The organism is Pseudomonas sp. S1_G07, from assembly GCF_054668565.1.
The window spans coordinates 4865085-4891310 of the sequence record NZ_CP162778.1; the positions used below are offsets into that span (position 1 = coordinate 4865085).

The 26226-nt window shown below is 63.5% G+C and carries 20 protein-coding genes and 1 pseudogene; 10 read left to right on the forward strand and 11 right to left on the reverse strand.

The features are described from left to right. The 4 genes from AB4O05_RS22050 (at position 1) to AB4O05_RS22065 (ending at position 4922) form a co-directional block, all read left to right on the forward strand. The gene (locus AB4O05_RS22050) at positions 1 to 1059 is read left to right on the forward strand and encodes an alpha-ketoacid dehydrogenase subunit beta (protein ID WP_460135301.1); all 1059 of its coding nucleotides are present in this window, start codon (positions 1 to 3) and stop codon (positions 1057 to 1059) included. After that, on the forward strand, positions 1060 to 2316 hold the full coding sequence (locus tag AB4O05_RS22055) for a dihydrolipoamide acetyltransferase family protein (RefSeq protein WP_460135300.1): 1257 nt from the start codon (positions 1060 to 1062) through the stop codon (positions 2314 to 2316). A 3-nt stretch (positions 2317 to 2319) separates the two neighbouring features. Further along, entirely contained in the window at positions 2320 to 3699 is a 1380-nt protein-coding gene (gene lpdA / locus AB4O05_RS22060) for a dihydrolipoyl dehydrogenase (RefSeq protein WP_460135298.1), read from the forward strand. Between the two features lie 203 nt (positions 3700 to 3902). After that, positions 3903 to 4922 (forward strand): branched-chain amino acid aminotransferase, encoded by a 1020-nt coding sequence (locus AB4O05_RS22065; RefSeq protein ID WP_460135297.1) that lies wholly within the window; start codon positions 3903 to 3905, stop codon positions 4920 to 4922. 161 nt (positions 4923 to 5083) lie between these two features. Here AB4O05_RS22065 and AB4O05_RS22070 read toward each other — a convergent pair whose 3' ends face one another. The 5 genes and pseudogenes from AB4O05_RS22070 to AB4O05_RS22090 form a co-directional block, all read right to left on the reverse strand. Beyond that, entirely contained in the window at positions 5084 to 5977 is an 894-nt protein-coding gene (locus AB4O05_RS22070) for a GNAT family acetyltransferase (RefSeq protein ID WP_460135296.1), read from the reverse strand. Positions 5978 to 6049: 72 nt separating this feature from the next. After that, the gene (locus AB4O05_RS22075; RefSeq protein WP_460135295.1) at positions 6050 to 6883 is read right to left on the reverse strand and encodes a TIGR03915 family putative DNA repair protein; all 834 of its coding nucleotides are present in this window, start codon (positions 6881 to 6883) and stop codon (positions 6050 to 6052) included. Next, positions 6884 to 8101, reverse strand: a pseudogene (locus tag AB4O05_RS22080) (putative DNA modification/repair radical SAM protein); the annotation flags it as partial. Between the two features lie 96 nt (positions 8102 to 8197). Beyond that, entirely contained in the window at positions 8198 to 9535 is a 1338-nt protein-coding gene (locus AB4O05_RS22085) for a lysine N(6)-hydroxylase/L-ornithine N(5)-oxygenase family protein (RefSeq protein WP_460135293.1), read from the reverse strand. 118 nt (positions 9536 to 9653) lie between these two features. Continuing rightward, positions 9654 to 10184: a sigma-70 family RNA polymerase sigma factor gene (locus AB4O05_RS22090; RefSeq protein WP_460164924.1), complete on the reverse strand. Its 531-nt coding sequence runs from the start codon at positions 10182 to 10184 to the stop codon at positions 9654 to 9656. 204 nt (positions 10185 to 10388) lie between these two features. Between AB4O05_RS22090 and AB4O05_RS22095 the strand changes: the two genes are divergently transcribed. From AB4O05_RS22095 to AB4O05_RS22115, 5 genes are all read left to right on the forward strand, one after another. Further along, positions 10389 to 11564 carry an efflux RND transporter periplasmic adaptor subunit gene (locus AB4O05_RS22095; RefSeq protein WP_460135291.1) on the forward strand — a complete coding sequence of 392 codons (1176 nt, stop codon included), beginning with the start codon at positions 10389 to 10391 and terminating at the stop codon, positions 11562 to 11564. Next, positions 11561 to 13531 (forward strand): MacB family efflux pump subunit, encoded by a 1971-nt coding sequence (locus AB4O05_RS22100; protein WP_460135290.1) that lies wholly within the window; start codon positions 11561 to 11563, stop codon positions 13529 to 13531. The genes AB4O05_RS22095 and AB4O05_RS22100 overlap by 4 nt, the downstream gene beginning before the upstream one ends. A 25-nt stretch (positions 13532 to 13556) precedes the next feature. Further along, a complete protein-coding gene (locus AB4O05_RS22105; protein WP_460137522.1) occupies positions 13557 to 14939 on the forward strand; it encodes an efflux transporter outer membrane subunit in 1383 nt (460 codons plus the stop codon). Positions 14940 to 15075: 136 nt separating this feature from the next. Beyond that, entirely contained in the window at positions 15076 to 16695 is a 1620-nt protein-coding gene (locus AB4O05_RS22110) for an alpha/beta fold hydrolase (protein WP_460135289.1), read from the forward strand. 125 nt (positions 16696 to 16820) lie between these two features. Then, positions 16821 to 17684 carry a LysR family transcriptional regulator gene (locus AB4O05_RS22115; protein ID WP_460135288.1) on the forward strand — a complete coding sequence of 288 codons (864 nt, stop codon included), beginning with the start codon at positions 16821 to 16823 and terminating at the stop codon, positions 17682 to 17684. A 98-nt stretch (positions 17685 to 17782) separates the two neighbouring features. On the opposite strand, the gene AB4O05_RS22120 is transcribed toward AB4O05_RS22115, so the two are convergent. The 6 genes from AB4O05_RS22120 to AB4O05_RS22145 form a co-directional block, all read right to left on the reverse strand. Next, on the reverse strand, positions 17783 to 19294 hold the full coding sequence (locus AB4O05_RS22120; protein WP_460135287.1) for a hypothetical protein: 1512 nt from the start codon (positions 19292 to 19294) through the stop codon (positions 17783 to 17785). A gap of 149 nt (positions 19295 to 19443) precedes the next feature. Further along, complete coding sequence (locus AB4O05_RS22125; RefSeq protein ID WP_460135286.1) at positions 19444 to 19800, reverse strand: hypothetical protein; 357 nt, start codon at positions 19798 to 19800, stop codon at positions 19444 to 19446. A 2-nt stretch (positions 19801 to 19802) separates the two neighbouring features. Next, positions 19803 to 20798 (reverse strand): hypothetical protein, encoded by a 996-nt coding sequence (locus AB4O05_RS22130; protein ID WP_460135285.1) that lies wholly within the window; start codon positions 20796 to 20798, stop codon positions 19803 to 19805. Positions 20799 to 20936: 138 nt separating this feature from the next. After that, positions 20937 to 21998: a lipocalin-like domain-containing protein gene (locus tag AB4O05_RS22135; protein ID WP_460135284.1), complete on the reverse strand. Its 1062-nt coding sequence runs from the start codon at positions 21996 to 21998 to the stop codon at positions 20937 to 20939. Beyond that, complete coding sequence (locus tag AB4O05_RS22140) at positions 21988 to 24450, reverse strand: ABC transporter permease (RefSeq protein ID WP_460135283.1); 2463 nt, start codon at positions 24448 to 24450, stop codon at positions 21988 to 21990. Before AB4O05_RS22140 ends, AB4O05_RS22135 begins: the two co-directional genes overlap by 11 nt. 1 nt (position 24451) lies before the next feature. Continuing rightward, a complete protein-coding gene (locus tag AB4O05_RS22145; protein ID WP_460135282.1) occupies positions 24452 to 25120 on the reverse strand; it encodes an ABC transporter ATP-binding protein in 669 nt (222 codons plus the stop codon). A 275-nt stretch (positions 25121 to 25395) separates the two neighbouring features. Here AB4O05_RS22145 and pmrG point away from each other — a divergent pair, with 275 nt between their 5' ends. Beyond that, positions 25396 to 26070, forward strand: a complete 675-nt coding sequence (gene pmrG / locus AB4O05_RS22150; protein WP_460135281.1) for a lipopolysaccharide core heptose(II)-phosphate phosphatase PmrG — start codon at positions 25396 to 25398, stop codon at positions 26068 to 26070. Positions 26071 to 26226: the final 156 nt, after the last annotated feature.

Here is a 26226-nt window from a genome sequence, read left to right on the forward strand (position 1 = left end):
ATGAACGATCACAACAACAGTATTGAAGTGGAAACCGCCATGACCACCACCACCATGACCATGATCCAGGCCCTGCGCTCGGCCATGGATGTGATGCTTGAGCGTGACGACAATGTGGTGGTATTCGGCCAGGACGTCGGTTACTTCGGCGGTGTATTCCGCTGCACCGAAGGCTTGCAGACCAAGTACGGCAGCTCGCGGGTATTCGACGCACCCATCTCCGAAAGCGGCATCGTCGGCGTGGCGGTGGGCATGGGCGCCTATGGCCTGCGCCCGGTGGCGGAAATCCAGTTCGCCGACTACGTCTACCCCGCCACCGACCAGATCGTCTCCGAGGCCGCGCGCCTGCGTTATCGCTCGGCCGGCCAGTTCACCGCGCCGCTGACCCTGCGCATGCCCTGCGGCGGCGGCATCTACGGCGGCCAGACCCACAGCCAGAGTATCGAGGCGGTGTTCACCCAGGTCTGCGGCCTGCGCACCGTGATGCCGTCCAACCCGTACGACGCCAAGGGCTTGTTGATCGCCTCGATCGAAAACGATGACCCGGTGATCTTCCTCGAACCCAAGCGCCTGTACAACGGCCCGTTCGACGGCCATCACGACCGCCCTGTCACCCCGTGGTCGAAACACCCGAAAGCGCAAGTGCCGGACGGTTACTACACCGTGCCACTGGACGTGGCCGCCATCGTGCGCCCAGGTTCGGCCGTCACCATCCTGACCTACGGCACCACCGTGTATGTGTCGCAGGTTGCCGCCGAAGAAACCGGCATCGACGCCGAGGTCATTGACCTGCGCAGCCTGTGGCCACTGGACCTGGACACCATCGTCAAGTCGGTGAAAAAGACCGGCCGTTGCGTGGTGGTGCACGAAGCCACCCGCACCTGCGGCTTTGGCGCCGAGTTGGTGGCGCTGGTGCAGGAGCATTGCTTCCACCACCTGGAAGCGCCGATCGAACGCGTCACCGGGTGGGACACCCCCTACCCGCACGCGCAGGAGTGGGCGTATTTCCCAGGGCCGTCCCGAGTGGGCGCGGCGTTGAAACGGGTCATGGAGGTCTGAATGGGCACGCACGTTATCAAGATGCCGGACATTGGCGAAGGCATCGCGGAAGTTGAATTGTCGGCATGGCATGTGAAGGTCGGCGACATGGTCGTCGAAGACCAGGTGCTGGCGGATGTGATGACCGACAAGGCGATGGTGGATATTCCCTCGCCGGTACACGGCAAGGTGATTGCCCTCGGCGGCGAGCCGGGTGAAGTCATGGCCGTGGGCAGTATTTTGATCAGTATTGAGGTGGAGGGTGCGGGCAACGCCAAGGATGCGCCGGTGGTGGCGGAAGCGGTGAAAGCGGCTCCCGTTGTCGAGGCCAGCCCTGCACCGGTGGTTGAAAGCACGCCCGCGCCCGTCGTAACCACACAGGCCACCGTGGTCCGCGATACCGACGAGCGCCCCCTGGCCTCCCCCGCCGTGCGCAAGCACGCGCTGGATGCCGGTATCCCGCTACGCCTGGTGCAGGGTTCTGGCCCCGCCGGGCGGATCCTGCACGAAGACCTCGACGCCTACCTGCAACAAGGGGCTTCAAAACCTTCGACGGCAGCCAACCCTTACGCCGAGCGCAACGACGAAGAACAGATCCCGGTGATCGGCATGCGCCGCAAGATCGCCCAGCGCATGCAGGACGCCACCCGGCGCGCCGCGCATTTCAGCTACGTCGAAGAGATCGACGTCACCGCCCTCGACGAGCTGCGCGTGCACCTCAATGAGAAACACGGCGCCACACGCGGCAAGCTGACCCTGCTGCCGTTCATCGTGCGTGCCATGGTCGTGGCACTGCGCGACTTTCCGCAGATCAACGCGCGCTACGATGACGAAGCCCAGGTCATCACCCGTCTCGGCGCGGTGCATGTGGGCGTCGCTACCCAGAGCGACGTGGGCCTGATGGTGCCGGTGGTGCGGCATGCCGAGGCACGCAGCCTGTGGGGCAATGCCGAGGAAATCGCGCGGCTGGCCACCGCCGCGCGCACCGGCAAGGCCAGCCGCGACGAGCTGTCGGGTTCGACGATTACGTTGACCAGCCTCGGCGCCTTGGGCGGCATCGTCAGCACGCCGGTGCTGAACCTGCCGGAAGTGGCCATCGTCGGCGTCAACCGTATCGTCGAACGGCCCATGGTGATCAAGGGCCAGATCGTGATCCGCAAGATGATGAACCTGTCCAGCTCGTTCGATCACCGTGTGGTCGACGGCATGGACGCGGCGCAATTCATCCAGGCCATTCGCGGCCTGCTCGAACAACCCGCCAGCCTGTTCCTGGAGTAAGGCATGACGCAGACATTGCATACCACGCTGCTGATTATCGGCGGCGGCCCTGGCGGTTATGTGGCGGCGATTCGCGCCGGCCAGTTGGGCATTCCGACCATCCTGGTGGAAGGCCAGGCGCTGGGCGGCACCTGCCTGAATATCGGCTGCATCCCGTCCAAGGCCTTGATTCACGTGGCCGAGCAGTTCCAGCAAACCGTGCATCATAGCCAGGGTTCCCAGTTGGGGATCGAGGTGGATGTGCCGACCCTGGACATCCGCAAAAGCGTGGAATGGAAAGACGGCATCGTCGACCGCCTGACCACCGGCGTCGCCGCGCTGCTCAAGAAACACAAGGTGCAGGTGATCCACGGCTGGGCCAAGGTGGTCGACGGCAAGACCGTCGACGTCGGCGACCAGCGCATCCAGTGCGAACACCTGCTGCTGGCCACCGGCTCAACCAGCGTCAACCTGCCGATGCTGCCGATTGGCGGGCCGATCATCTCCTCCACCGAAGCCCTGGCGCCGACCCGCGTGCCCAAGCGCCTGATCGTGGTGGGTGGCGGCTATATCGGCCTGGAGCTGGGCATTGCCTATCGCAAGCTGGGCGCCGAGGTCAGTGTGGTCGAGGCGCAGGAGCGGATCCTGCCGGCCTACGACGCCGAACTGACCCAGCCGGTGGTCGAATCCCTCAAGCAACTGGGGGTGAAGCTGTACCTCCAGCACAGCGTCAGCGGTTTCGAGCACAACCGCCTGCAGGTGACCGATCCGAATGGCGACACGTTGTCGCTGGACACCGACCAGGTGCTGGTGGCCGTCGGTCGCAAACCCAACACCCAGGGCTGGAACCTCGAAGCGCTGGGCCTGGACATGAACGGCGCGGCGATCAGGATCGACCACCGCTGCCAGACCAGCATGCGCAATGTGTATGCCATTGGCGACCTGAGCGGCGAGCCGATGCTGGCGCATCGGGCCATGGCCCAGGGGGAAATGGTCGCCGAACTGATCAGTGGCAAGCACCGCGAATTCAACCCGGCGACGATACCGGCGGTGTGTTTTACCGACCCGGAACTGGTGGTGGTCGGCAAGACCCCGGACGAGGCCAAGGCCGCCGGTCTGGACTGCATCGTGTCGAGCTTCCCGTTCGCCGCCAATGGCCGGGCCATGACCCTGGAGTCGAAAACCGGCTTCGTGCGGGTGGTGGCGCGGCGTGACAACCACCTGATCCTGGGTTGGCAGGCCGTGGGGATGGGTGTATCAGAACTGTCCACTGCGTTTGGCCTGAGCCTGGAAATGGGCGCGCGCCTGGAAGATGTGGCCGGCACCATCCATGCCCATCCGACGCTCGGCGAAGCTGTGCAGGAAGCCGCGCTGAGGGCCCTGGGGCATGCGCTGCACCTGTAAATAACCACCCCCCTGTAGGAGCGAGCTTGCTCGCGAAGAACCTGAGGGCGCCGCGTTCATTCTGGTTTCACGCGTTATCGTTGACGATTTTCGCGAGCAAGCTCGCTCCTACAAGGGACGCGGGGGATGCGAACGGCCCCGCGAATGAAGTATTGTTGCGCCCATTCAGAAAAAAACCGACTTGACCAAAGATAGAGGGTGTCATGGGTAACGAAAGCATCAATTGGGACAAGCTGGGTTTTGACTACATCAAGACCGACAAGCGGTTTCTCCAGGTCTGGAAAAACGGCGAATGGCAAGCAGGCACCCTGACCGACGACAACGTGCTGCACATCAGCGAGGGCTCCACCGCCCTGCACTATGGCCAGCAATGCTTTGAAGGCCTCAAGGCCTATCGCTGCAAGGACGGTTCGATCAACCTGTTCCGCCCGGACCAGAACGCCGCGCGCATGCAACGCAGCTGTGCCCGGCTGCTGATGCCGCATGTGCCCACCGACGCGTTCATCGACGCCTGCAAACAAGTGGTCAAGGCCAACGAGCGCTTCATCCCGCCGTACGGCAGCGGCGGCGCGCTGTACCTGCGCCCGTTCGTGATCGGCACTGGTGACAACATCGGCGTGCGCACCGCACCGGAATTCATCTTCTCGGTGTTCTGCATCCCGGTCGGCGCCTACTTCAAGGGCGGTCTGGTGCCGCACAACTTCCAGATTTCCACCTTCGACCGTGCCGCGCCACAGGGCACCGGTGCCGCGAAGGTCGGCGGCAACTATGCCGCCAGCCTGATGCCGGGCTCGGAAGCGAAAAAATCCGGCTTCGCCGACGCGATTTACCTGGACCCCATGACCCACTCGAAAATCGAAGAAGTCGGCTCGGCCAACTTCTTCGGGATCACCCACGACAACAAGTTCATCACGCCGAAGTCGCCTTCGGTGCTGCCTGGCATCACCCGCCTGTCGCTGATCGAACTGGCCCGGACCCGCCTGGGCCTGGAAGTGGTCGAGGGCGAAGTGTTCATCGACAAACTGGATCAATTCAAGGAAGCCGGCGCCTGTGGCACCGCGGCGGTCATCTCGCCGATCGGCGGTATCCAGTACAACGGCAAGCTGCATGTGTTCCACAGCGAGACCGAAGTCGGCCCGATCACCCAGAAACTCTACAAAGAGCTGACCGGTGTGCAGACCGGCGACGTTGAAGCGCCAGAGGGTTGGATCGTCAAGGTCTAAGCCGGAAGCCAGTGGCGGCTATCAACTGGCAGCCAGCGTGATTGCCTGTGGCGAGCAGGCTTGCCCTGCGTTGGGCCGCGAAGCGGCCCCACTGGATCCCCAGTGAACCTGGGGCCCCCTCACCACAGCTAGCCCCCTCCCCCATTTGCCTTGCAGCGTACTCAAGACTCCTTGGGAATATTCTGCGCAAGCTTCTTGCCCATGCTGATCCTCGGCTCCACCCCATACCCCAGCGCCTCGTAGAACCCCACCACCACCTCATTGCCCCCAGTGATCTGCAGGTTGATCTTCATGCAGCCCAAGGCGCTCAACGCCTGTTCCGCATGCCGCACCAACGAGGCGCCCAGGCCTTGCCGACGGTAGTCCGCGCGTACCGCCACCGAATACAACCAGCCACGATGCCCGTCGTACCCTGCAAGAATCGTCCCGACCACAACCTTTTTATCCGTTGCCACAAAGAACAACCCATCATTGACCGCCAGCTTCTTATCGATCGACAGGCTCGGCAGGTTATGGGCGGTGTCATAGCCAAACGCCTCCTGCCACAAGTCAATCACCTGGGCGCGGTGCTGACGGTCACGATACGGCCCGATGGGGTGACGCGAGGACAAGGCCTTTTCCATAACCAACGTGCGCTCGTTGCCGTGATACACGTCGCGCACGGTGTGAAAGCCCATTTTGGTATAAAACGGCTCGGCGGTCAGTGAAGACGGCACGCTCAGCGTCGTCACCCCGGCTTCACGGGCGCGCAATTCGATCTCGATCATCAGCAACCGCCCGATACCCTGCCCTTGCAGCGCCGGGTTGACGAACACCGAACGCACCACGTTGGCATCCAGTGCGGCGGTGGCGACGATTACCTGATCCTGAATCGCCACCAGCACCACGCGGCGCTTGAGCAGGTCCAGCACCGCCTCGGGCGTGAAGTTGCTCGCCACCCGCGCAATCACATCCGCCGGGTAATCCCGCGCATTGGTGCTATGCAAGGCTGCCAGGATGATCTGGCTGATGCCCTCGGCATCGATGGGCTGGGCGAGACGGACGGCGGTAGACATGATTGCTCCTGGCTGACGACGGTTTGGCAGACGCCACAATACCAATGTGGGAGCACACCCGCTCCCACGTTTTTAACCGCGCCCGCTTGAAATTCGTTTACCCGGCCTGATGCCAACCTGCTTTGCCTGCCCATCCTTCTGCTTGCCCGTACGCGCCTCGCTGATCAACCCCGGTATCAACTTGCCCTCCGGCAGATTCTTCCAGAACCGGCTGGGCAAGTGCCCCTCCATCACCTTGGGGTTAAGCCGCGCCGGGTTGAAAATGTGGCTGTAGTAGGTCAGCCACAGGGCGCTGTTGGGGTCTTCGATGTTCTGCGCCAGTTGCTGCCACGCCGGCGGGCACTGGCGCTGGTGGATCAGTTGCTCGCCGTCGTAATACACCCCGTCCAGGGGCGTGGCGATCATCCAGCGGTGGCGGCCCATGCGCCCAATAAAGTGCGCGCTCGCGCTTTTTAGAATGTCATGGGCCGGCTCGTGCCAGGCCACATATTCCGGCAGCTCGGGCCCCGCCTCCGGCGGCAATGCGATAAACCGCACAAACGCATGCAAGTGGTGGGCTTCACGGCTGACCTGCTTGATGCGCCGCTGCAATTCGCTGCCCAGCTTGTCTCCCGCCAGCATCGCCGTGCGGTCGCCATGGCTGACCCGCCACAACACTTCGTACAGCAGGCTCCAGCGCTGGTCGCCGTGGTAACAGGCGGCCGACTCCAGCAACGCCAGCAGCGCCTTGGGAATGCGTGCCTGGAACGGCCCAGGCCCTGCGGGAATCGGCTCGTCGGTGGCAAACAGGTCCGCCACCTCGGCCTCACCCCAGCTCACCTGGCTGGGGTCGACCTGATGGCTGAGCAGCCAGCGCGCCTGCTCGCGCCAGGTGCCGAACAGGTTGTCGCATTCCAGGCTGATCACCCCCCACAGCCCCATCTGTTGCGGTTGCGGGCGGTCACGCAATTGCTCACGCAGCAGCACGCTGGTGCTGTCCGCCTGCTGCGGGTGGTAGTCGCTGGTGATGAAAAACGGCTTGGCCTTGGCCAGCACGCAACGCATGCGCGCCAGGTCTTCGAAACGGATCTTGCGTTCGCGCCGCAGGTCGACCAACCGCTGGGTGGTGCGCAGGCCAATGCCCGGGATGCGCGCGATCAGGGTGGGCTCGGCGCGGTTCAGGTCCAGGGGGAACACCTCGCGGTGTTCCAGCGCCCAGGCCAGCTTGGGGTCGATGTCCAGGGCCAGGTGGCCGGGGCCTTCGAACAGTTCGCCCGCGCTGAAGCCGTAACTGCGCAACAGGAAGTCCGCCTGGTACAAGCGGTGCTCGCGCATCAGCGGCGGCGCGGCCAGGGGCACGCTTTTCGGGCTGTTGGGGATGGGGCTGAACGCCGAATAATACACACGGCGCAGCTTGTAGTTGCCGTACAACGCCTCGGCGCCATGGAGGATGGTACTGTCGTCGGTGTCGTCGGCGCCGACGATCATCTGCGTGCTCTGCCCCGCCGGGGCGAAACGCGGTGCGCGCGGCTCGTTGAACACCGCCTGTTCGCCGGTGTAGATGGTCTGCATGGCCTGCTTGATCGAACCGATCTGCTTTTCCGGCGCCAGGGTCTGCAGGCTGGCATTGGTGGGCAACTCGATATTCACGCTGAGGCGGTCGGCATAACGCCCGGCCTCGGCGATCAGCGCCGGGTCGGCTTCGGGGATGGTCTTGAGGTGGATATAGCCGCGAAAATCGTGCTCTTCCCGCAACAGCTTCGCCACCCGCACCAACTGCTCCATGGTGTAGTCGGCCGAACGGATGATGCCGGAACTGAGAAACAGCCCGCTGACGCAATTGCGCCGGTAGAAATCCAGGGTCAGCGCCACCACCTCCTCCGGGTTGAAGCGTGCACGTGGCACGTCGCTGGAGCGGCGGTTGACACAGTATTGGCAGTCGTAGAGACAGAAGTTGGTGAGCAGCACCTTGAGCAACGAGACACAGCGCCCGTCGGGCGTGTAGCTGTGGCAGATGCCCATGCCATCGGTGGAGCCCAGCCCCGCCTTGCCCTCGGAACTGCGCTTGGGCGCGCCACTGCTGGCGCACGAAGCGTCGTACTTGGCGGCATCGGCGAGGATGCTGAGTTTTTCGATCAACTGCATGGAGGGCTGCCTGATACTGGTTTTTTATACAGTATCAGGGCGCAGCTGCAAGCTGCAAGCTCGAAGCTTGAAGCTTGAAGCTTGAACACCAGTTCGTCACCTGACGGAGGCCAGCAGCCGGTCCTGCACCGAACGGCCCTTGCCCCGGTGACGGTCGTTTTCGTATAACGAGGCGGCAATTTCATCGGCGCGAATCGGCAGGATCGACAGCAACGTGTCGCTCAACCCGTGGCTGGCCTGGCTGAAACCCTGGATATAGATGCCGGCCTTGCAGCGCTCGTCTGTGACGATGCGGTAGTCGCGGGCCACCTCGAAGTCGCCCATATAAGCCTCCAACGGCGCCAACAGCTCACGGTGCATCTGGCGCTCGTAGCCGGTGGCCAGCACCACTGCATCGTAATGGTTGACGATGATCTCGCCGGTGGCAGTGTTGCGCAGCGTCAGTTCGACACCCAGCGGGCCCGCCACCGCCTTCTCGACCACAGCCATGGTGCGGAAGACGTGGCGGGCGATGCCGGAGACTTTCTGGCGGTAGAAAATCCCGTAGATACGTTCGATCAGGTCCAGGTCCACGACCGAGTAGTTGGTGTTCTGGTACTCGGCCACCAAGCGTTCGCGCTCGGTGCCCACCTGCTGGAACACCAGGTCGGTAAAGGCCGGCGAGAACACTTCATTGACGAACGGGCTGTCATCGGCGGGCTTGAGCGCCGACCCGCGCAGGATCATGTCGACCTGTACCGACGGATAGCCATCATTGAGGTCGATAAAGGCTTCGGCCGCGCTCTGGCCGCCACCGATGATCGCGATACGCATCGCCTTGCCCTGCACACAGGGTTGCTGCGCCATGCGAGCCAGGTACTGGGAGTGGTGGAACACGCGGCTGTCGTCCTTGAGCCCTTTGAACGCCTCGGGCACCCGGGGCGTGCCGCCGGCGCTGACCACCACCGAGCGCGTAGCGCGCACCTGCTGCTCGCCCTGGGCGTCGCGGGAAATCACGCGCAACGCCTCGACCTGCTGCTGATGCAGGATCGGTTCGATGGCCAGCACCTCCTCGCCATAGCGGCCCTGGGCCTGAAACTGCGCGGCCACCCAGCGCAGGTAGTCGTTGTATTCCATGCGGCACGGGTAGAAGGTGCCCAGGTTGATAAAGTCGACCAGGCGGCCGTGCGCCTTCAGGTAATTGACGAACGAGTACGGGCTGGTGGGATTGCGCAGGGTCACCAGGTCCTTGAGAAACGAAATCTGCAACTCGCTCTGGGTCACCAGGGTATTGCCGTGCCAGCGGTAGTCGGCCTGCTTGTCGAGAAACAGCGCGTCCAGCCTGCCCTGGGTGCTCTCTCGTTCCTGCAGGGCGATAGCCAGCGCCAGGTTCGAAGGGCCGAAACCGATACCGATCAGGTCGTGAACCGCGGGCGAAGCAATTGCCTGTGTCATTCCAGTGTCCTCTGGATAAGCTCCTTGGCGAGGGAGCGGGAATACCTTCAAGACCTGCCGACAGGTCATGTGTTGATAGGAAACGAGGACAGTGAAATAAAATTTAATCGGTCAGCGATCAGTGCGCTTCCCACTCACGCATGCGTACCCGGCAATGCTTCATGGCATTGACGATGTGTTTTTCCACCAGGGCGCGGGAAATACCCAGGCGTTCGGCAATTTGCAGGTGAGTCAGGCCATCGAGTTTGCGCAGCAGGAAGCTGTCGCGACAGGCCGCCGGCAACTCCGCCAGGGCGCGTTCGAGCATCTCCAGGCGCTCGGCGTGGTGGTGGAGGGTGTGGGGCGCGCCCGTGGCGAAGCGTTCTTCGCTGTCGAGCACATCCAACGGCTCGACCAGGCGCAGGGCGTTGCGTCGGTGGCCGTCGATCACCAGGTTCAGCGCGGTGCGGTACAAAAAGGCGCGGGGTTGTTCGATGGGGGTGTCGCTGGAACGCTCCAGCACCCGGACATAAGCGTCATGCACCACATCTTCGGCCACCTGACGGTTGCCCAGCTTGGCGTTGATGAAACACACCAGCTCGCGATAGTAGTTTTCCAACATGACTCCCGACCGCCGAGTGGCGGCATCAGACCTGTGGGTGCTAAAGATAGATGATTGCGTAATGGCAGTTTGAGTGCGTGCAATTTATAGTAATTCTCATCTACTTTTAAAGAAGACTTGCATCCGGGGCGGTTTTTTTTCTCCATAAACGCTGTAACCGAGTGTGTAACCACCTAAATTTCCGGGCATTTATCTCGTTTACCTGTCAGTTCCGCGCAACCGCGCCTGCACTGTCCTGGCTGGAATCCACGCATGAAACGCTCTCGCCCCGCCCGACGCGCCCTGCTCATGGGTGTGTGCCTGATTCCCCTCATCGCCGTCGCCGCCTGGCAAGTGTTGCCGCCGGGGCCTGACAGCCTGAACACCGTCACCGTGACCCGCGGCAGTATCGAAAGCAGCGTCAGCGCCCTGGGCACTCTGCAGCCACGCCGCTATGTCGACGTCGGCGCACAGGCCTCCGGGCAGATTCGCAAGATCCATGTCGAGGCCGGCGACCCGGTCACGCAAGGCCAATTACTGGTGGAGATCGACCCGGCCACGCAAAAAGCCAAGCTCGACGCCAGCCGCTACGCCATCGACAACCTCAAGGCTCAACTGCGGGAACAGCAAGCCCGGCACCAACTGGCACGCCAGAAGTACCAGCGCCAGCAACGCCTGGCCACCGGCAACGCCACCCGCGAGGAAGACGTACAGACCGCCAAGGCCGAGCTGAGCGCGACCCAGGCGCGCATCCAAATGTTCCAGGCGCAGATCCTCCAGGCCCAGGCCAGCCTGCGCAGCGATGAAGCCGAACTAGGATACACGCGCATCTACGCACCGATGACCGGCACCGTGGTCGCCGTGGACGCACGGGAGGGCCAGACCCTCAACGCGCAACAGCAAACCCCATTGATCCTGCGCATCGCCAAGCTGTCGCCGATGACCGTGTGGGCGGAAGTCTCGGAGGCCGACATCGGCCACGTCAAACCCGGCATGAGCGCTTACTTCACCACCCTCAGCGGCGGTAACCGGCGCTGGACCAGCACAGTGCGACAGATCCTGCCGATCCCGCCCAAGCCGTTGAATGAAACCCAGGGCAGCGGCAACCCCAACAGTTCCGGCAAGAGCGGCAGCGGCCGTGTGGTGCTGTATACCGTGCTGCTGGACGTGGACAACCACGACAACGCCTTGATGGCCGAGATGACCACCCAAGTGTTTTTCGTCGCCAGCCAGGTCAAGGATGCCCTCACCGCACCGGTCGCCGCGTTGCCGGGCACCAACAGCGCCGGCAAACAGATCGCCCGGGTGGTCACCGGCAACGGTCGCATCGAAGAGCGCGAAGTGCGCCTGGGCATCAGCGACCGCCTGCGAGTGCAGGTGCTTGATGGCCTGAACGAAGGCGATCACCTGCTGATCGGCCCGGCCGACGGCAACGGGGGGTTGAATTGACCACGCCCCTGATCGAACTCAAGCACATCCGCAAATCCTACGGCGGCGGCGACAGCCCGCAGGTCGACGTGCTGCGCGGAATCGACCTGGCGATCCATGCCGGGGAATTTGTCGCAATCGTCGGCGCTTCCGGCTCCGGCAAATCCACGCTGATGAATATCCTCGGCTGCCTCGACCGCCCAAGCACGGGCGAGTACCTGTTCGCCGGGGAAAACGTCGCGCACCTGAGCAACGACGAACTGGCCTGGCTGCGCCGCGAGGCGTTCGGCTTTGTGTTCCAGGGCTATCACCTGATTGCGTCGGGTTCAGCCCAGGAAAACGTCGAGATGCCGGCGATCTATGCCGGCATCAGTGCCGCCGAACGCCATGCCCGCGCCCACGCCCTGCTCACCCGCCTGGGCCTGGCCGAGCGCACCGGCAACCGTCCACACCAACTGTCCGGTGGCCAGCAGCAGCGAGTATCCATCGCCCGCGCACTGATGAACGGCGGCCACATTATCCTCGCCGACGAACCCACCGGCGCCCTCGACAGCCACAGCGGCGCCGAGGTGATGGCCCTGCTCGACGAACTGGCGGGCCAGGGCCACGTAGTGATCCTGATCACCCACGACCGCGAAGTGGCGGCGCGGGCCAACCGCATCATCGAGATCCGCGACGGCCTGATCGTCAGTGACTCGGCGCATGCCGGCCAGCACGCACCCACCGCCGCGAGCGGGGCCCTGCAAGCCGTTGACCTGCGCCAGCGCCTGGTCGCGGGCGCCGAACACAACGGCGCCTGGAAAGCCGAGCTGGTTGACGCCGTACACGCCGCCTGGCGCGTGATGTGGATCAACCGCTTTCGTACCGCGCTGACCTTGCTGGGGATCGTTATCGGCGTAGCGTCGGTGGTGGTCATGCTGGCGGTGGGCGAAGGCAGCAAGCGCCAAGTGATGGCGCAGATGGGCGCGTTCGGTTCCAACATCCTCTACCTGGGCGGCTCCTCGCCCAACCCGCGCACGCCGCTGGGGATCATCACCCTCCATGACGTCGCGGCGCTGGCGGCGCTGCCGCAGGTCAAGCGCATCATGCCGGTCAACGGCGCCGAGGCCGGGGTGCGCTTTGGCAACGTCGACTACATGGCCTACGTGGGCGGCAACGATACTAACTTCCCGGCCATCTTCAATTGGCCGGTAGCCGAGGGCAGTTACTTCACCGAGGCCGACGAGCGCGCGGGGGCCACGGTGGCGGTGATCGGCCACCGCGTGCGCGAGAAGTTGTTCAAGGGCCTGGTCGACCCGATCGGCCAATACATCCTGATCGAGAACGTGCCGTTCCAGGTCATTGGTGTGTTGGCGGAAAAAGGCGCCAGCTCCGGCGACAAGGACAGCGACAACCGCATTGCCATTCCCTACAACGCCGCCAGCGTGCGCCTGTTCGGCAGTTACAACCCCGAATACGTGGTGATTGCCGCCGCCGATGCGCGCAACGTCCGCGAGGCCGAACAGGCCATCGATCAACTGATGCAGCGCCTGCACCACGGCAAGCGCGACTACGAGCTGACCAACAACGCGGCGATGATCCAGGCCGAAGCACGCACCCAGAACACGCTGTCGCTGATGCTCGGCTCGATTGCGGCGATTTCCCTGCTGGTGGGCGGCATTGGTGTGATGAACATCATGTTGATGACCGTGCGCGAGCGCACGCGTGAAATCGGCATCCGCATGGCCACCGGCGCGCGCCAGCGCGACATCCTGCGCCAGTTTCTCACCGAAGCGGTGATGCTCTCGGTGGTCGGCGGCCTGTGCGGCATCGCCCTGGCCTTGCTGATGGGCGGCGTGCTGGTGCTGGCCAAGGTGGCGGTGCAATTTTCCCTGGTGGCGGTGCTCGGCGCATTTGGCTGCGCGTTGGTCACCGGCGTCGTATTCGGCTTCATGCCGGCCCGTAAAGCTGCCCGGCTCGATCCGGTAAAGGCGTTGACCAGTGAATAAACGATCCGTCCCCACGCAGCTGTGCATGCTCAGCGTGTGCCTGCTGCTCAACGCGTGCGCGAGCCAGCCGCCAGCGCTCGACAGCGGTATCGTCGCACCCGTCGCCTGGCAAAACGCCGAGAGCCCTGCGGCCCTGGCCACCCACCAGCGCTGGTGGGCGCAATTCGGCAGCCCGCAGTTGAACCGCCTGATCGACCAGGCCCGTCGCGACAGCCTGGATGTGGCCGCCGCCATGGCCCGCGTGCGCCAGGCCCAGGCCAGTGCGGTGATTGCCGGCGCGCCGCTGTTGCCCGAAGTGAAGTTCAACCTCACCAGTAGCCACCAGAAGCTCATAAGCGGGCCGGGGGGACCGGATCTTGACGCGACGCCAAGCGATAATACCGTCGACAGTTTCGGTGCCAACCTCACCGCCAGCTATGAAGTGGACTTCTGGGGCGGCCGCGCCGCCGCGCGCGACAGTGCCCTGCACAGCCTGCGGGCCAGCGCGTTCGACCAGGCCACCGTGGAGTTGACCTTGCTTGGCAACGTGGCCGACCGCTATGCACAAACCCTGGCCGCGCGCCAACGCCAGCAGATCGCCGAACTGAACCTGGCCAATGCACGCAACGTGCTGGCGCTGGTGCAAACCCGCTACGACGCCGGGTCCGCCACCGCCCTGGAACTGGCCCAGCAGAAAAGCCTGGTTGCTCGCCAGCAGCGCCAACTGCCGTTGATCCAGCAACTGGCCGAGGACTCCCGGATCACCCTCGCCACCCTGCTCGGCCAGCCGGTGCAAGCCCTGGACCTGGGTACCGAGCCCTTCCAGGCCCTGACGTGGCCGAGCATTGGCGCCGGCATGCCCAGCCAGTTGCTCAGCCGCCGGCCCGACATCGCCAAGGCCGAAGCACAATTGGCGGCGGCGCAGGCGGATGTTCACGTGGCCCGCGCGGCCATGCTGCCGGCAGTAACCCTGGGCGCCACGCTGGGCTCCGATGCCTACAAGGCCGTGGACCTCCTGCGCAGCCCCTACTACACGCTGACGGCCGGCCTGGTGGGGCCGATCTTCAACAGCGGGCGTTTAAGCGCCGAGCGGGACAAGGCCCGCGCACGCCAGGACGAGCTGCTGTACAACTATCGCGGCGCAATCATCCACGGCTTTGCCGATGTGGAAAAAGCCCTGAGCAGCATCACGCGCCTGGACCAGCAACGCCAATGGCAAAGCGAAGAACTGCAACAGGCCCGAAGCGCCTTCCAGATCGCCGAAAGCCGCTACCAGGCCGGCGCCGAAGACTTGCTCACGGTGCTGGAAACCCAGCGCACCCTGTACACCGCCCAGGACTTGAACGTGCAACTGCGGCTGTCGCGTCTGCAGGCCAGCATCGCTTTGTACAAGGCATTGGGTGGCGGCTGGAAAACCGACATCCGATAAACAAAAGTCAAACTTCTTACACGCCGCGTTTAATCCCCCTACATTTTTAACCCCATGGTCCTTGGTAAAAAAGTCGCCCCGAATACGCAGCCACCGCCGTGGTTGCGTATTCCCACACGACTGACCGGGATCGCAGATGAACGTCCTTCCGCCTGCAAGCGTCATGGTCACCAGCAGCCTGGTGCTGGTGGCTACCTTCACACCCAGCATCGGCCATGCGCAAACGCCGCCCTCCCCGTTCGGCATCGAATGGTTGCTCGACTGCATGCAACCGGCGCTTGAACGTCTCGATCCGGAGGTAATCGAACGCACCCAATGCGGCATCGTCACCGCGCCGCTCGACCACACCGCCCCGGAGCGTGGCAATATCCGCTTCGACATCACCCGCGTCGGCGCCAAACAGCCGCTTTCGCGCCAGGGCACGCTATTCGTCAACCCGGGCGGGCCAGGGCTCGATGCCGGCGGTGCGTTCGCCGTGCACCTGGCAAGCGTGTGGAAGCACTACGCCCGGCAACCCGACTGGGGCCAAACCTATCGCACATTGGCCGACACCTACGATGTGGTCGAAGTCACCCCACGGGGCCTGGGCAGATTGCCGGGGTCGCGCCTGGAATGCCGCTCCGAGGGGGTGATCGTGCCGCAAGGGGATGTCAGCGAAGATCGCAGCGCGGCCAACCTGGCCGCCGTGCGCCACAACGCCAGGCTGGTCGTCCAAGCCTGCGCCCGTCACCCGCTGACGCCCTATATCACCACCGAGCAAACCGCGCGCGACCTTGAGTTCGTGCGCAAGCAACTGGGCGAACTGCAGTTCAATTACCTGGGCAATGCCTACGGGACCTGGCTGGGTGCCTGGTACGGCGGCCTGTTTCCGGCGAATGTGGGGCGCATGGTGCTGGATTCGAATATCAACTGGACCTCCACTTTCGAACACGCCAGCTCAATCGTGGCCAACGAAAAGGAGAAAATCTTCGATCGTTTCGTCGCCGACAAAGCCGCCCTGTATCCCGGCCTTTACCAACTGGGCGACACCCCTGCGGCGGTGCGCCAGGTGTTCATGCAACTGCTGCCCAGCGTGCGCACGGCGTTGCGCTCCAATAACCACTACTACAGCGACCCCACCGGGCTGATGGGCGCCCACCTGCTCAGCCGCTGGCTACGGGAAACCCCGGATAGCGATGACCAGGCGCTCGAAGCCCGAGCCCGCGCCCATCAATTCAGCCCGGATGCCGAGATCGAACAACGGGCCAAATTGATGTTCAGCCTGCTGCTGCAACGCGTACGCGAGCCATTGCAGGCCAACGCCCTCAAACCTGGGCGCATGCGCATGTCAGCCAGCGACTCGGTAAAAACCGCGATCCTGTGCAACGACTCGGCCTACTCCAGCGAAGACCAATGGCTGGCCAACGCATCTGAAGCCCACGCCCGCTATCCTGTGGCCGGCAGCGCCCTGGAGACCCTCCAATGCACCACCTGGCCACACAGAAACGCCGCGCCGCTGCCCTACAAGGCACTTGCAGAACTCGACAGTTTGCTGATGGTGCAAGCCGAATTCGATGACCGCACCCCCGCCACCGGCGCCGCCTGGGCCTTCGAACGCACGTTTCCGGCCCGCCGCGTGCAGCTCAAGGACGCCTATGCGCACGGGGTGTCGTTCAGCGGCGTGAGTGCCTGCGTCAACCAGTGGGTGGGCGACTACCTGGTGCATGGGGCCAAGCCACCGCGGTCGACGGTGTGCACGGACGCCAAGGCGCAATGACCCTTGCGCATTCATGTGCCGGCCCAGCCCGTCAGCAACGACAGGCCGCGTGATGGAAAGCTTCCAGCGCCCACCGTTTCGAGCGCATTCCATTACACTGTCCGCCACTCATCCTCGGGGGCTTCATGGACATCGAACTGGCACGCACCTTCCTCGAAATCACCCGCTGCGGCAGCCTGGCCGCGGCGGCCGAGAAACTGCACGTCACCCAGACCGCCATTACCGCGCGGGTCAAGAACCTGGAAAGCCAACTGGGCAGCACACTGTTCGTGCGTAACCGCGCAGGCGCCCGGCTGACCGCCGACGGCGAGGCCTTCGTGGTGTACGCCAACCAGTTGCTGCAAACCTGGGAAGCCGCGCGCCGTGACCTGCCGTTGCCGGATGGCTATCGCAACGTGCTGCATATCGGCGGCGAGGTCAGCCTGTGCAACCCGTTGATGCTCGGTTGGGCCCAGGCCTTGCGCGAACACATCCCAGGGCATGCCCTGCGCACGGAAATCCGCGAGGGCGAGTACCTGCTGCGTCAACTGGAACTGGGCGTGCTCGACGCCGCGCTGGTGTTCCAGCCGCAGTACTGGCCGGGGCTGCAGGTGGAGCAGGTGCTGGAAGAAAAGCTGATCCTGGTGCAGTTGGTGAGCAAGCCGACCCCCTACGTGTATATCGACTGGGGCCCGGGCTTTCGCCAGCAACATGACGCCGCCCTGCCCGACCGGGCCCGCGCCGCGTTGAGTTTCAACCTCGGGCCGCTGGCCTTGCAGTACATCCTCGAACACGGCGGCGCCGGGTATTTCCGCACGCGGGTGGTGCAAAGCTACCTGGACAGCGGCGTGATGCAGCGCGTGCCCAAAGCGCCGGAGTTCAGCTTCCCGACGTACCTGGTGTACTCGCGGGCGCGGGACTCGGCGGTGTTGCAGCAGGCGCTGGAACTGCTGCGCGAGGTGGTCAAGGCTGAAACCGACTGGTCGCAACGCTGGGACCCGCTGATGTAAAGCTCAGCTGGCGCGCTTGCCGTTGAAGCTGGCGTTGGCGCAATAACGCCAAAGGGCATACAGGCGCCTGCCTGTATGCCCCGATGGGTTAAACGCGTTTAGCTCTTGGTGCTGCTCAGCAAGGTCTGTTTGCACAGGTGGCCGAAGCTGACGAACTGAGTGTTGTCGCCGCCCACGCCGATACCTGGGTACTCCAGCACTTCCATGCGCCACACGCCGTAGTTGAAGTCGGTACGCCAGGTGTTCTTGTAGCCCTGGGCGTAATCGACAAAGGTGGTCTGGAAATCACCCGAGCAGGTGCCCACATTGATCGTGCCGGACGCTTGCCCCGAACTGCCGGTCGCCGCCGAATACGCCTTGTAGACGATATCGCCGTTGGCCGGGTCGATCCGCTGATCGAGATAGACGATCGGGTGCAGGCCCACCAGCGGTGCCCCGGTGCTGTCCGACAGCCCCATGGTCCAGGTCAGGTCCCGATAGGCTTGGGTGGTCATGTAGCCATAGCCCACGTCGGAAGCCGAATACGGGATGCGCAACACGTTCGCCTCGCCCTTCACATCCGGGTTGTTCACCCGAGGGTTGGAACCAAACGACAGGTTGTACTTGCCCGTCGCGCTCCATGGCTCATTCGGATGCTGGTTCGGCCGTACACGCACCTTGACCACACCGCCAACACCCGGGCTCGGGATCGATGTCGACAGGACGTTGGCCCCCACGGTAACCCACTGAGCGCCATCGAAACGCTCAAGGATCCACTTGTTACGCGTGCTGCCACTGGCCACATCGGCCGTCAGTGCAATACCGACACTCTGGCCACGGACGGCGGTGAAATCGAAGTAATCGACGTCATCCAGGCTGTCGGCATTACCGTTGATATAGTTGAGGGTGTCCGGCAGTTGGAAGGCCGTGTCCGGGGTGTCATTGGGTTCGAAGGCATCGAGGTTGGTATCGACCGCAACACCGAACTGAAAGCTCGAACCCTGGACCGCCGCGTTGGCTTCCATGAACCAGTAGTAATCACCGGCCGGCACCACGCCACTGAGGCTTTCATCGCCAGTGCCAGGATTATTCGAGGTACCCAGGGGCAGCGGATTGCCCTGGCCGTCATCCTGGAACAGCGACAACGACATATCGGTGCCCGCCGTCTGGTTGACCAGCAAAACGTTGATCCGCGCTTTCTGCGGCAGGTTGAAGTGGTAGCACAGCAGGTCGCCGGTTTGCACGCCATCGATCGTGTAGAGCGCGTTGATGTCCAGCGTCTGTTCACACCCCGGCACCAGCGCCGCCTGCGCGGCAGGCGCTTGTTGGGCAGTGGCTTTTTGTACGGTGGTCACCCTGGCCGGCGCGGTGTTGTCTTCCACCACCGAGTCGGCTTTCGCCTTGGCGGCCAACACCGGTTTCTTCAACTGGGCACCCGCCTGCAGTTGTTGCTTGAGGGCAGCCGTGGCCTTGTTGGCCTTGATCTTCGCAGCGTTTTTCAACGCTTGCTTGACCGCCGGAGGCGCTGCTTGCGCAGCCAGGTGAGGGTATTGCTCGGCCAGGGCAAAGGCCGAAACGAAGCAGGAGGCCGCCATGGCCGCGCCCAGCACAAAGGCTTTTTTCGATTTCATTTTTTATCCATCCATAGTTAAAAACTGAAGGTCAGGTGACATCCGGTCACCTGGGATGGAATGTAGGATAAGACTGGACGTATGTACAGTATTTTTTCAGAAGAACGTAGCCTTAAGGAAAAATACGTGCAGGAAAAAACGTGCTCCCTCTAGAGCCAAATGCCCCAAAAGCCCCAGCTGACAGCCCAAAACATCACAAGCCGATAAGGCCATACGGCCCAACGCTTGAGTGCCAGGGGGATGGCGACTAGCTCTGCCTCGGTCACAAGACCGTCTTTCACGGAGCGTTTTGGCGTGCGCAAGATGTCAATCAACAGCGCCATGCGATTACGCCGGTTGAGCTGCTGGTTTCGTTCCCAGCGTTGCCAATATTTACGAACCTCCGCGTTTTCACTGAAATAACTTTCCAGCTCGTCGAGCTTTGTACGCCCGGCGTACAGCATCAGGCCCACAACAACGAACGTTCCAATAATCATCACAAGGGTGTAGACGAGAAAAAACGACATCGTTAAGCGCCTTCTGGTTGAAATATCAAATCACCATCGATCTCTATGATCCTTCCGCCCAGGAACGCCCCAGCATCGCCGCCTTTACTGCCACCTATATACCCTCCCGCAGCCCCGCCGATAACTCCACAGGTCAGTGCGCCACTTCCTCTAGTCGCCACACCTAAAAAAATGGTGCATGCGCGACGAGTTAGTTCAGCACCTAATCCCCCAGCTCCAGCAGCCCCAGCCACTCCCCCCACCAACCTCCCCGTCTCCACATACTTCGCCCTCCTGCACTGCGCCTCTCGTCCCGTCACACACGCCTCCTTGATCTCCAGCCCGGTCACGCCCACATCCAGCGCGATCCCCATGAAAGTCCCGTTACTCAGCCACTTCGACATCTGCGCAGTCTCCCGAATGCGCTGTGCATACCCCGCGATCTCGCCTTTATGCAGATAGCTTTTGGTCGAAATCCCCAGCACCTTCTTCAACGACTCATTGCCCTGCAACCCCGTGCCGAACCGTGCCGCGCCTTGCAGTTGCAGATCCAAGCGCCGGAACAAGGCCTGGCGCTGTTGGATAAAGCCATCCCGGTCCGAAGCACCGTCCTTCAAGCGCTGATGCAATCGCTCGATGTCCTCCAGGGTCTGCGCCACCTCATTCAGATGTCGCGCCCAGGCCGATGTTGCACTGCCGATACCAATCGAACCGTTGGCCATGAAGCTCTGCAGCAAGTCATAGTTGCCGAGCAACTCCCTGCCCGCCGAGGTATTCATTTCCAGGTTGCGCCGAACCTCTTCGGCATGGCGCATCAACCAGGCTTCTTCAGCCGAACAGCTCACGCTGTAGGTATCAGGAATAATCACCAGTTGCCCCGGCGCAACCAAGCCAGGGCGCAGGTGCCGGTTCAGCACATCAAAATGATCGGAGCGCTGTTGGTCCGGGGTGCCGCCCATCAGGCGAGATTTCAAACTGTTGTAGTCCGTTGTGCGGTCGTTGATATAGCTCTGCGCCATGCCTTACATCCAGGATGCAATGAGGATGGCGTCGAAATATAGGCAAGCACCTGGGGCCCGAACACAAGCGCGGGGGGGCTGAATTGAATTTAGGAAGTTGCCTACTCGGGTGAAGAAACAGCGCCTACAGAAACAGCCTTAGTACCCGGTCATCTCCAGATACCCCACCCCGCCCTCAAACCGCACCGGCCCTTCCCAGTACGGAATGCTCAGGTTCATCCAGGCGTTCGGGTTGACGGCCTCAGGGGTTATATCCAGCTGTTTAGCGGGAATCTTCAGCGACCAGCGCGTCGGAATACTGCGCCCGTCGATGGTCGTGGTCTCCAGCGGAACAAGCTGGATATCCGCGTTGTGCAGGGTCTGTGTGCGCCCTTGCCGGTCGATCCAGGTGCCGGTGAGATACCCACCGCCGTCCTGCTGCCGCACACGAAACAGCATCAACTGCTCGCCATGGTCCAGGTGCAGGGAGAACCAGTCCCAGCCGGTCTGGCTGGCGCTCAACGGTTGGCTGCTCCATTCACGGTCGAGCCACGCCGGGCCCGAGACTTGGTAGACGTTGCCATCAAGGCTGACGCTGCCGTTGGCGGTAAAGAACGGCTGGCTGTAGTAATACGACGCCTGGCCTTGCTCGGACTTGCGGCTGTAGCCGTGGTCGCCTTGCAGCACCAGCGGGCGGCTGGAGGTCAGGTGCAGGTCATAGGCGAATTGTTTGCCGCTGGCCTTGAGTTGCATATCCGCCAAGGCACTGGCCGCGCCGGGGCGGCTGGCGAAGCTCCAATCGTCGATCCAGGCGTTGAACGGCAGCGCCTGTGCGCCGGCCTGGCCAACGCCACCCCGGGCCAGGCGTTCGGCGGCGTAGTGGCGGCTGGCGGAGGTGACGGCGGCATGGCCGAGCCACACCGTCGAGTCCCGCCAGCCCGCTTGCGTCGGCCCGGCCTTGAGGGCGTTGCGAAACAGCGTCCATTGCACGCCGAACACGTTGCCCTGGGCATCCTTGAGGTTGGCGGTGACGTACCACCACTCGACCCGAAAGCCATCGTGGGGGCCGTGGTCCTCGGGAAAACTGAAGACCTTGCCGGGCACTACCTGGGCAAAGTCCGCCGCGTCACTGCCCAGGCCGGCGAAGCTCTGCTGCGGTGCGGGGGCTTTGTCACAGCCCCCCAGCAGCATCAAGACACACAGCAACGCGTTAATCTTCATGGGCAAAGGTCCGAAGCAAATCCGCCGGGCGGCTGCGATACAGCTGCCACAGCGGCCAGGCCGAGGCCAATAACGTGGCCAGCAGCGCCAGCCCCAGCAACTGCGCCAGTTGCCAAGGAAACACCTGCAATGGCAGGCGCCAGCCAAAGGCTTGCACGTTGATCACCGCGTCCAGGCACCATGCCAGCAACAGCCCCAACGGCAATGCCAACAATAACGTGAGCAGCGCCAGCAGCCAGGTCTGGCCCAGGTTCAACAGCATCAATTGTCGGCGCGTCACGCCCAGTGCCCACAGCGGCGCGAGTTGGCCGAGACGGCTCTGGCTTTGCGTGAGCAGGCTGATGAACAGCGCCACGCCGGCCACGCCCAGGGTCAGGCTGTTGAGGGCGGCGGTGGCGGCGAAGGTGCGTTCGAACACCTGGCTCGACCAGCCTTTGAGTTGCTGTTGATCGACGATACGGCTGTCTTCCAGGGCAAATGCACGCTGCACCTCCCGCACCAGCGGCGCCACGTCGGGCGGCGCGACACGCAGGTTGAAACGGGCCGGTGAGAGTCTCGGCCAGTGCGCCAATAGGTGCTGCGCGTTGACCAGCAGATGGCCCTTGGGGTTGCCGTAATCGGCATAGATCCCCACGACCTTGGGTGACCAGCGTCCCTGAGGCGTGGGAATAACCACCCTGTCCCCCAGTGTCACGCGAAGCCGCCGCGCCAATTGTTCGCTGAGCATCAGGGTGTCGCCTTGCTGCAATTGATCCCAGGGCTCGCTCGCGGCCTCGAGCAAGGGCCAGTGCTGGCGATAGGTGGGGTCGTCGACCACCCCGAACACATCCGCCGGCCAGCCCTGCACTTGCACAGCGACCTGCAAGGTGGGCAACACTGTCTTGACCAGCGGCTGTTGCGCCAGCCAGGTGTGCAGTTGCTCGGCCTGGGCCGGGGTCTGCGGGTTGAGGTAAAGCTCGGCGGTGAGGCGTTGTTCCAGCCAGTGGTTGAAGGTGTGGCGAAAGCCCGAGGTCATGGAGCCCGCACCGATATTCGCGGCCAGGGCCAGCAACAGGGCCATCAGCGCCAGGCTCAAGGCCGGCAATTGCTGGCGGCAGTCGGCGAGAAACCACTGGCCGAGCACCGAGCGGCTGCGTCCCAGCAACGTCTTGAGCAACCCGTTGAGCAACACCGGCAACCCCAAGGCCGCACCGAGCAGCAACGCCGCCATCAACACAAAACCCGCCGCCAGGCTATCGCCCAGCCATAACGCCAACAGCGCGGTCAGCAACGCGCCCGCCGCCACCCACCCCTGGCGCCGCAACCAGCGCCCATGAGCCTCATGCCAGGCCTGGGCATTGGCCAACGCCAGCAACGGCAAACGCGCCGCGCGCCACAGGCTGCTGGCGCCGGCGAGCAGCGCACCGAACAGGCTCAAGCCCAGCCCCGCCAGCCACCACCATGGGCTCAGGCTAAGCTGCCCCGCCACCTCGGCGCCATACAGGCCGCGCAGGCTGGCGGCGACGTCCGGCAGCAACAGGCTGGCCAACCCGTAACCGCTGGCGACGCCGAGCACACCGCCCAACAGCGACAACGCGCCCAACTCCACGCCCAGGCTGAAAATCAACAACCGCGCGCCGACCCCACAGGCACGCAGGGTACGCAACAGCCCGCGTCGTTGCTCCAGGGCCAGGCCAATGGCGGCGTGCACGATAAACAGCCCCACCACAAAGGACAGCAAACCCAGCGCATCCAGGTTCAGGTGAAAGCTCTCGGTAAGGCGCGCCAGGTTATTGTCCTCGGCCTGCTGCAGTTGCAGGTCGGCGGGGGGAATGGGATGGCCGGCGGCGAAGGCCTTGTCCACCAGCAGGCGCGACACCTGCCCCGGCATGTCGAGCAGGGGCTGGGCGAAGCCGATATCGGTCAGCAATACACCCGGCGCCATATCCGGCTGCGTGTGCAGCGGTGGCAGGCGCTGGCCATTGACTGTCTGCGGCTGCTGACCCTCCTGCAAGCCCAACGCCTGCAAGGTCTGCGGGGCGATCCAAGTGAGCCCCGGTGGAGCCAGGAAGGCGAGCAGTTGCGCCTGGCTCAAGCGCTGCCCCGCCACCGCGCCGCTACCTGGCAGCGACAGCGGCTCGATGCCCATCAGTTGCAGGCGCACCTCTTCATGCCCCTTGAGCCGGACCCGGCCTTGCACCACCGGCGACACCGGCCAGCCGGCGCGACGCAGTTGGGCAAACAACGTTTGCGGGATGCTCGCAGCGTCCGGCGCACTGAGGCTGGCCTGGGCTTCGCCACCGATCAACTGGCTGGCGCGCGCGTAGCTTTCACGGGCCTGGCTGTTGAGCGCCTGCACCCCGGTCAACAGCGCGGTGGCCAGCCACAGGCCGGTGAGCACGCTGAAAAACTGCACCGGGTGCCGTCGCCAATGGCTGAGCAGCGCGCGCAACGTCCACTGCAACACGGCCATGTCAGCCGGCGTCCACAGGCACAACGCGGCCGTGATGTAACACTACCTGGCGGTCGAGGCGGGCGGCGATGCGCGGGCTGTGGGTCACCATCAACAGGCTGGTGGGGCTGTCGCGCAACAGGTCGAGCAGCAGTTGCAGCACCTCGTCGCTGGTGGCTTCGTCGAGGTTGCCGGTGGGCTCGTCGGCCAACAGCAAGCCAGGACGCGACGCCAATGCCCGTCCTACCGCGACCCGCTGTTGCTGGCCGCCCGAGAGTTGTTCCGGGTAACGCTTGAGCAGGTCGCCCAGACCCAGGCGCTCAATCAACTGCGCCTGCCAGTGCGGGTCGAAACGCCCCGCCAGCCGGGCCTGGAACGCCAGGTTGTCGTCGACGCGCAAACTGCCGATCAGGTTGAACTGCTGGAACACCAGGCCGATGTCGGTGCGACGCCAGCGGGCCAGTTGCGCCTCGCTCAGTTGGTCGAGGCGCTGCTCGCCCACCTGGATGCTGCCGCCATCCACCCGGTCGAGCCCGGCTACCAGGTGCAACAGGGTGCTCTTGCCGCTGCCCGACTCGCCCATCAACGCCAGGCTGCTGCGTTCGGCCAAGTGCAGGTCGACATCGGCCAGCACCGTTAACGGCCCCTGGGGGGTGGCGTAGCTCTTAGACACACCTTGCACATGCAACATGGGAACGCTCGTTCGAGGGGGCGCCATCGAGAATAACGGCTGTGCATCCGCGCCATGCAATTTTTTCACATGGATTTCACCGGCTGCCCACCCTGCGCACTTTAAATTGCCGGCCAAACGTCATGTACCGGCAACTAGTTAGTTGCTGCGCCTGGCCAACTTATAACCGCCACATGTTCAGCGAAACGACAGCAGCCCCGTGACAGTCTCTCGTCGCACTACGGGTATTCGCCAACAGGTTGCGCCTAACGAATACAACATAGCCAACAGCGCCCATGGTGAATAAAGTGGTTGACCTTACTCTGACCAAACCCCGCTTGCGCGGCGCCCTTCTCAAGCGTCTGAGGCCTCTTTGGCTGGGCATGATCGTGGTCGCCGCGCTGCTCGCCTGCAGCCTGCTGTGGCCCTTCTCGCCACTAGACCTGGGCGTGGGCAGTCGCCTGCTGCACTCCCCGGTGCTGCCCCTTTGGCGCGACGGCGAGTTGATCGTGCTGGTGCGCCATGAGGAGCGCTGCGACCGTTCGAGCAACCCTTGCCTGGGCCCGATGGAAGGGCTGACGATCAATGGCAGCCAGCAAGCGGAAAACCTCGGCAAAGCCTTCAAGACCTTGGGTATGGAAAGCAGCGACGTGCTCGCCAGCCCGGCCATTCGCACGGCCCAGACCTCACGCTTCATGTTCGGCAAGACCGAGGTGACGTCCAGCCAGCAAGCCATCTGCGGCTCGGCCATGGGCGAGGAACTGCTCGCCCGCAAGCAGCCTGGGCGCAACCTGGTATTCGTCACCCATAGCGGCTGCATCGCCGACTTCGAAAGCACCCTGGGCTTCCCCCGTGCCAGGTTCCCCGAGTACGGCAGCGCGCTGTTCGTGCAGGTGCTGCCCAACGGCACGTTCAAGGCCCTGGGCATCATGAATAACCCGGACTGGCCGGCAGTACTCAAGCAACTCTAAGCACTTCCTCCGCGCCACCGCGGCCTATGTTCAGCAAAAAGACAGCCCTGTTCTGGCATGTTCAGTTGCGTCTTTTTTTATTAAGTACGCCATGACTTTCTTCGGTTATTCAGTGAACGCTCTGACGGCTCACATTGCTGCTTCATTACTTCTGAA

Excerpts from the sequence above, each read along its gene's own strand:
- AB4O05_RS22050 (WP_460135301.1), top strand. The coding sequence starts at position 1 with ATGAACGATCACAACAACAGTATTGAAGTGGAAACCGCCATGACCACC.
- AB4O05_RS22055 (WP_460135300.1), top strand. The coding sequence starts at position 1,060 with ATGGGCACGCACGTTATCAAGATGCCGGACATTGGCGAAGGCATCGCG.
- lpdA (WP_460135298.1), top strand. The coding sequence starts at position 2,320 with ATGACGCAGACATTGCATACCACGCTGCTGATTATCGGCGGCGGCCCT.
- AB4O05_RS22065 (WP_460135297.1), top strand. The coding sequence starts at position 3,903 with ATGGGTAACGAAAGCATCAATTGGGACAAGCTGGGTTTTGACTACATC.
- AB4O05_RS22070 (WP_460135296.1), bottom strand. The coding sequence starts at position 5,977 with ATGTCTACCGCCGTCCGTCTCGCCCAGCCCATCGATGCCGAGGGCATC.
- AB4O05_RS22085 (WP_460135293.1), bottom strand. The coding sequence starts at position 9,535 with ATGACACAGGCAATTGCTTCGCCCGCGGTTCACGACCTGATCGGTATC.
- AB4O05_RS22095 (WP_460135291.1), top strand. The coding sequence starts at position 10,389 with ATGAAACGCTCTCGCCCCGCCCGACGCGCCCTGCTCATGGGTGTGTGC.
- AB4O05_RS22105 (WP_460137522.1), top strand. The coding sequence starts at position 13,557 with ATGCTCAGCGTGTGCCTGCTGCTCAACGCGTGCGCGAGCCAGCCGCCA.
- AB4O05_RS22110 (WP_460135289.1), top strand. The coding sequence starts at position 15,076 with ATGAACGTCCTTCCGCCTGCAAGCGTCATGGTCACCAGCAGCCTGGTG.
- AB4O05_RS22115 (WP_460135288.1), top strand. The coding sequence starts at position 16,821 with ATGGACATCGAACTGGCACGCACCTTCCTCGAAATCACCCGCTGCGGC.
- AB4O05_RS22120 (WP_460135287.1), bottom strand. The coding sequence starts at position 19,294 with ATGAAATCGAAAAAAGCCTTTGTGCTGGGCGCGGCCATGGCGGCCTCC.
- AB4O05_RS22125 (WP_460135286.1), bottom strand. The coding sequence starts at position 19,800 with ATGTCGTTTTTTCTCGTCTACACCCTTGTGATGATTATTGGAACGTTC.
- AB4O05_RS22130 (WP_460135285.1), bottom strand. The coding sequence starts at position 20,798 with ATGGCGCAGAGCTATATCAACGACCGCACAACGGACTACAACAGTTTG.
- AB4O05_RS22135 (WP_460135284.1), bottom strand. The coding sequence starts at position 21,998 with ATGAAGATTAACGCGTTGCTGTGTGTCTTGATGCTGCTGGGGGGCTGT.
- AB4O05_RS22140 (WP_460135283.1), bottom strand. The coding sequence starts at position 24,450 with ATGGCCGTGTTGCAGTGGACGTTGCGCGCGCTGCTCAGCCATTGGCGA.
- AB4O05_RS22145 (WP_460135282.1), bottom strand. The coding sequence starts at position 25,120 with ATGTTGCATGTGCAAGGTGTGTCTAAGAGCTACGCCACCCCCCAGGGG.
- pmrG (WP_460135281.1), top strand. The coding sequence starts at position 25,396 with ATGGTGAATAAAGTGGTTGACCTTACTCTGACCAAACCCCGCTTGCGC.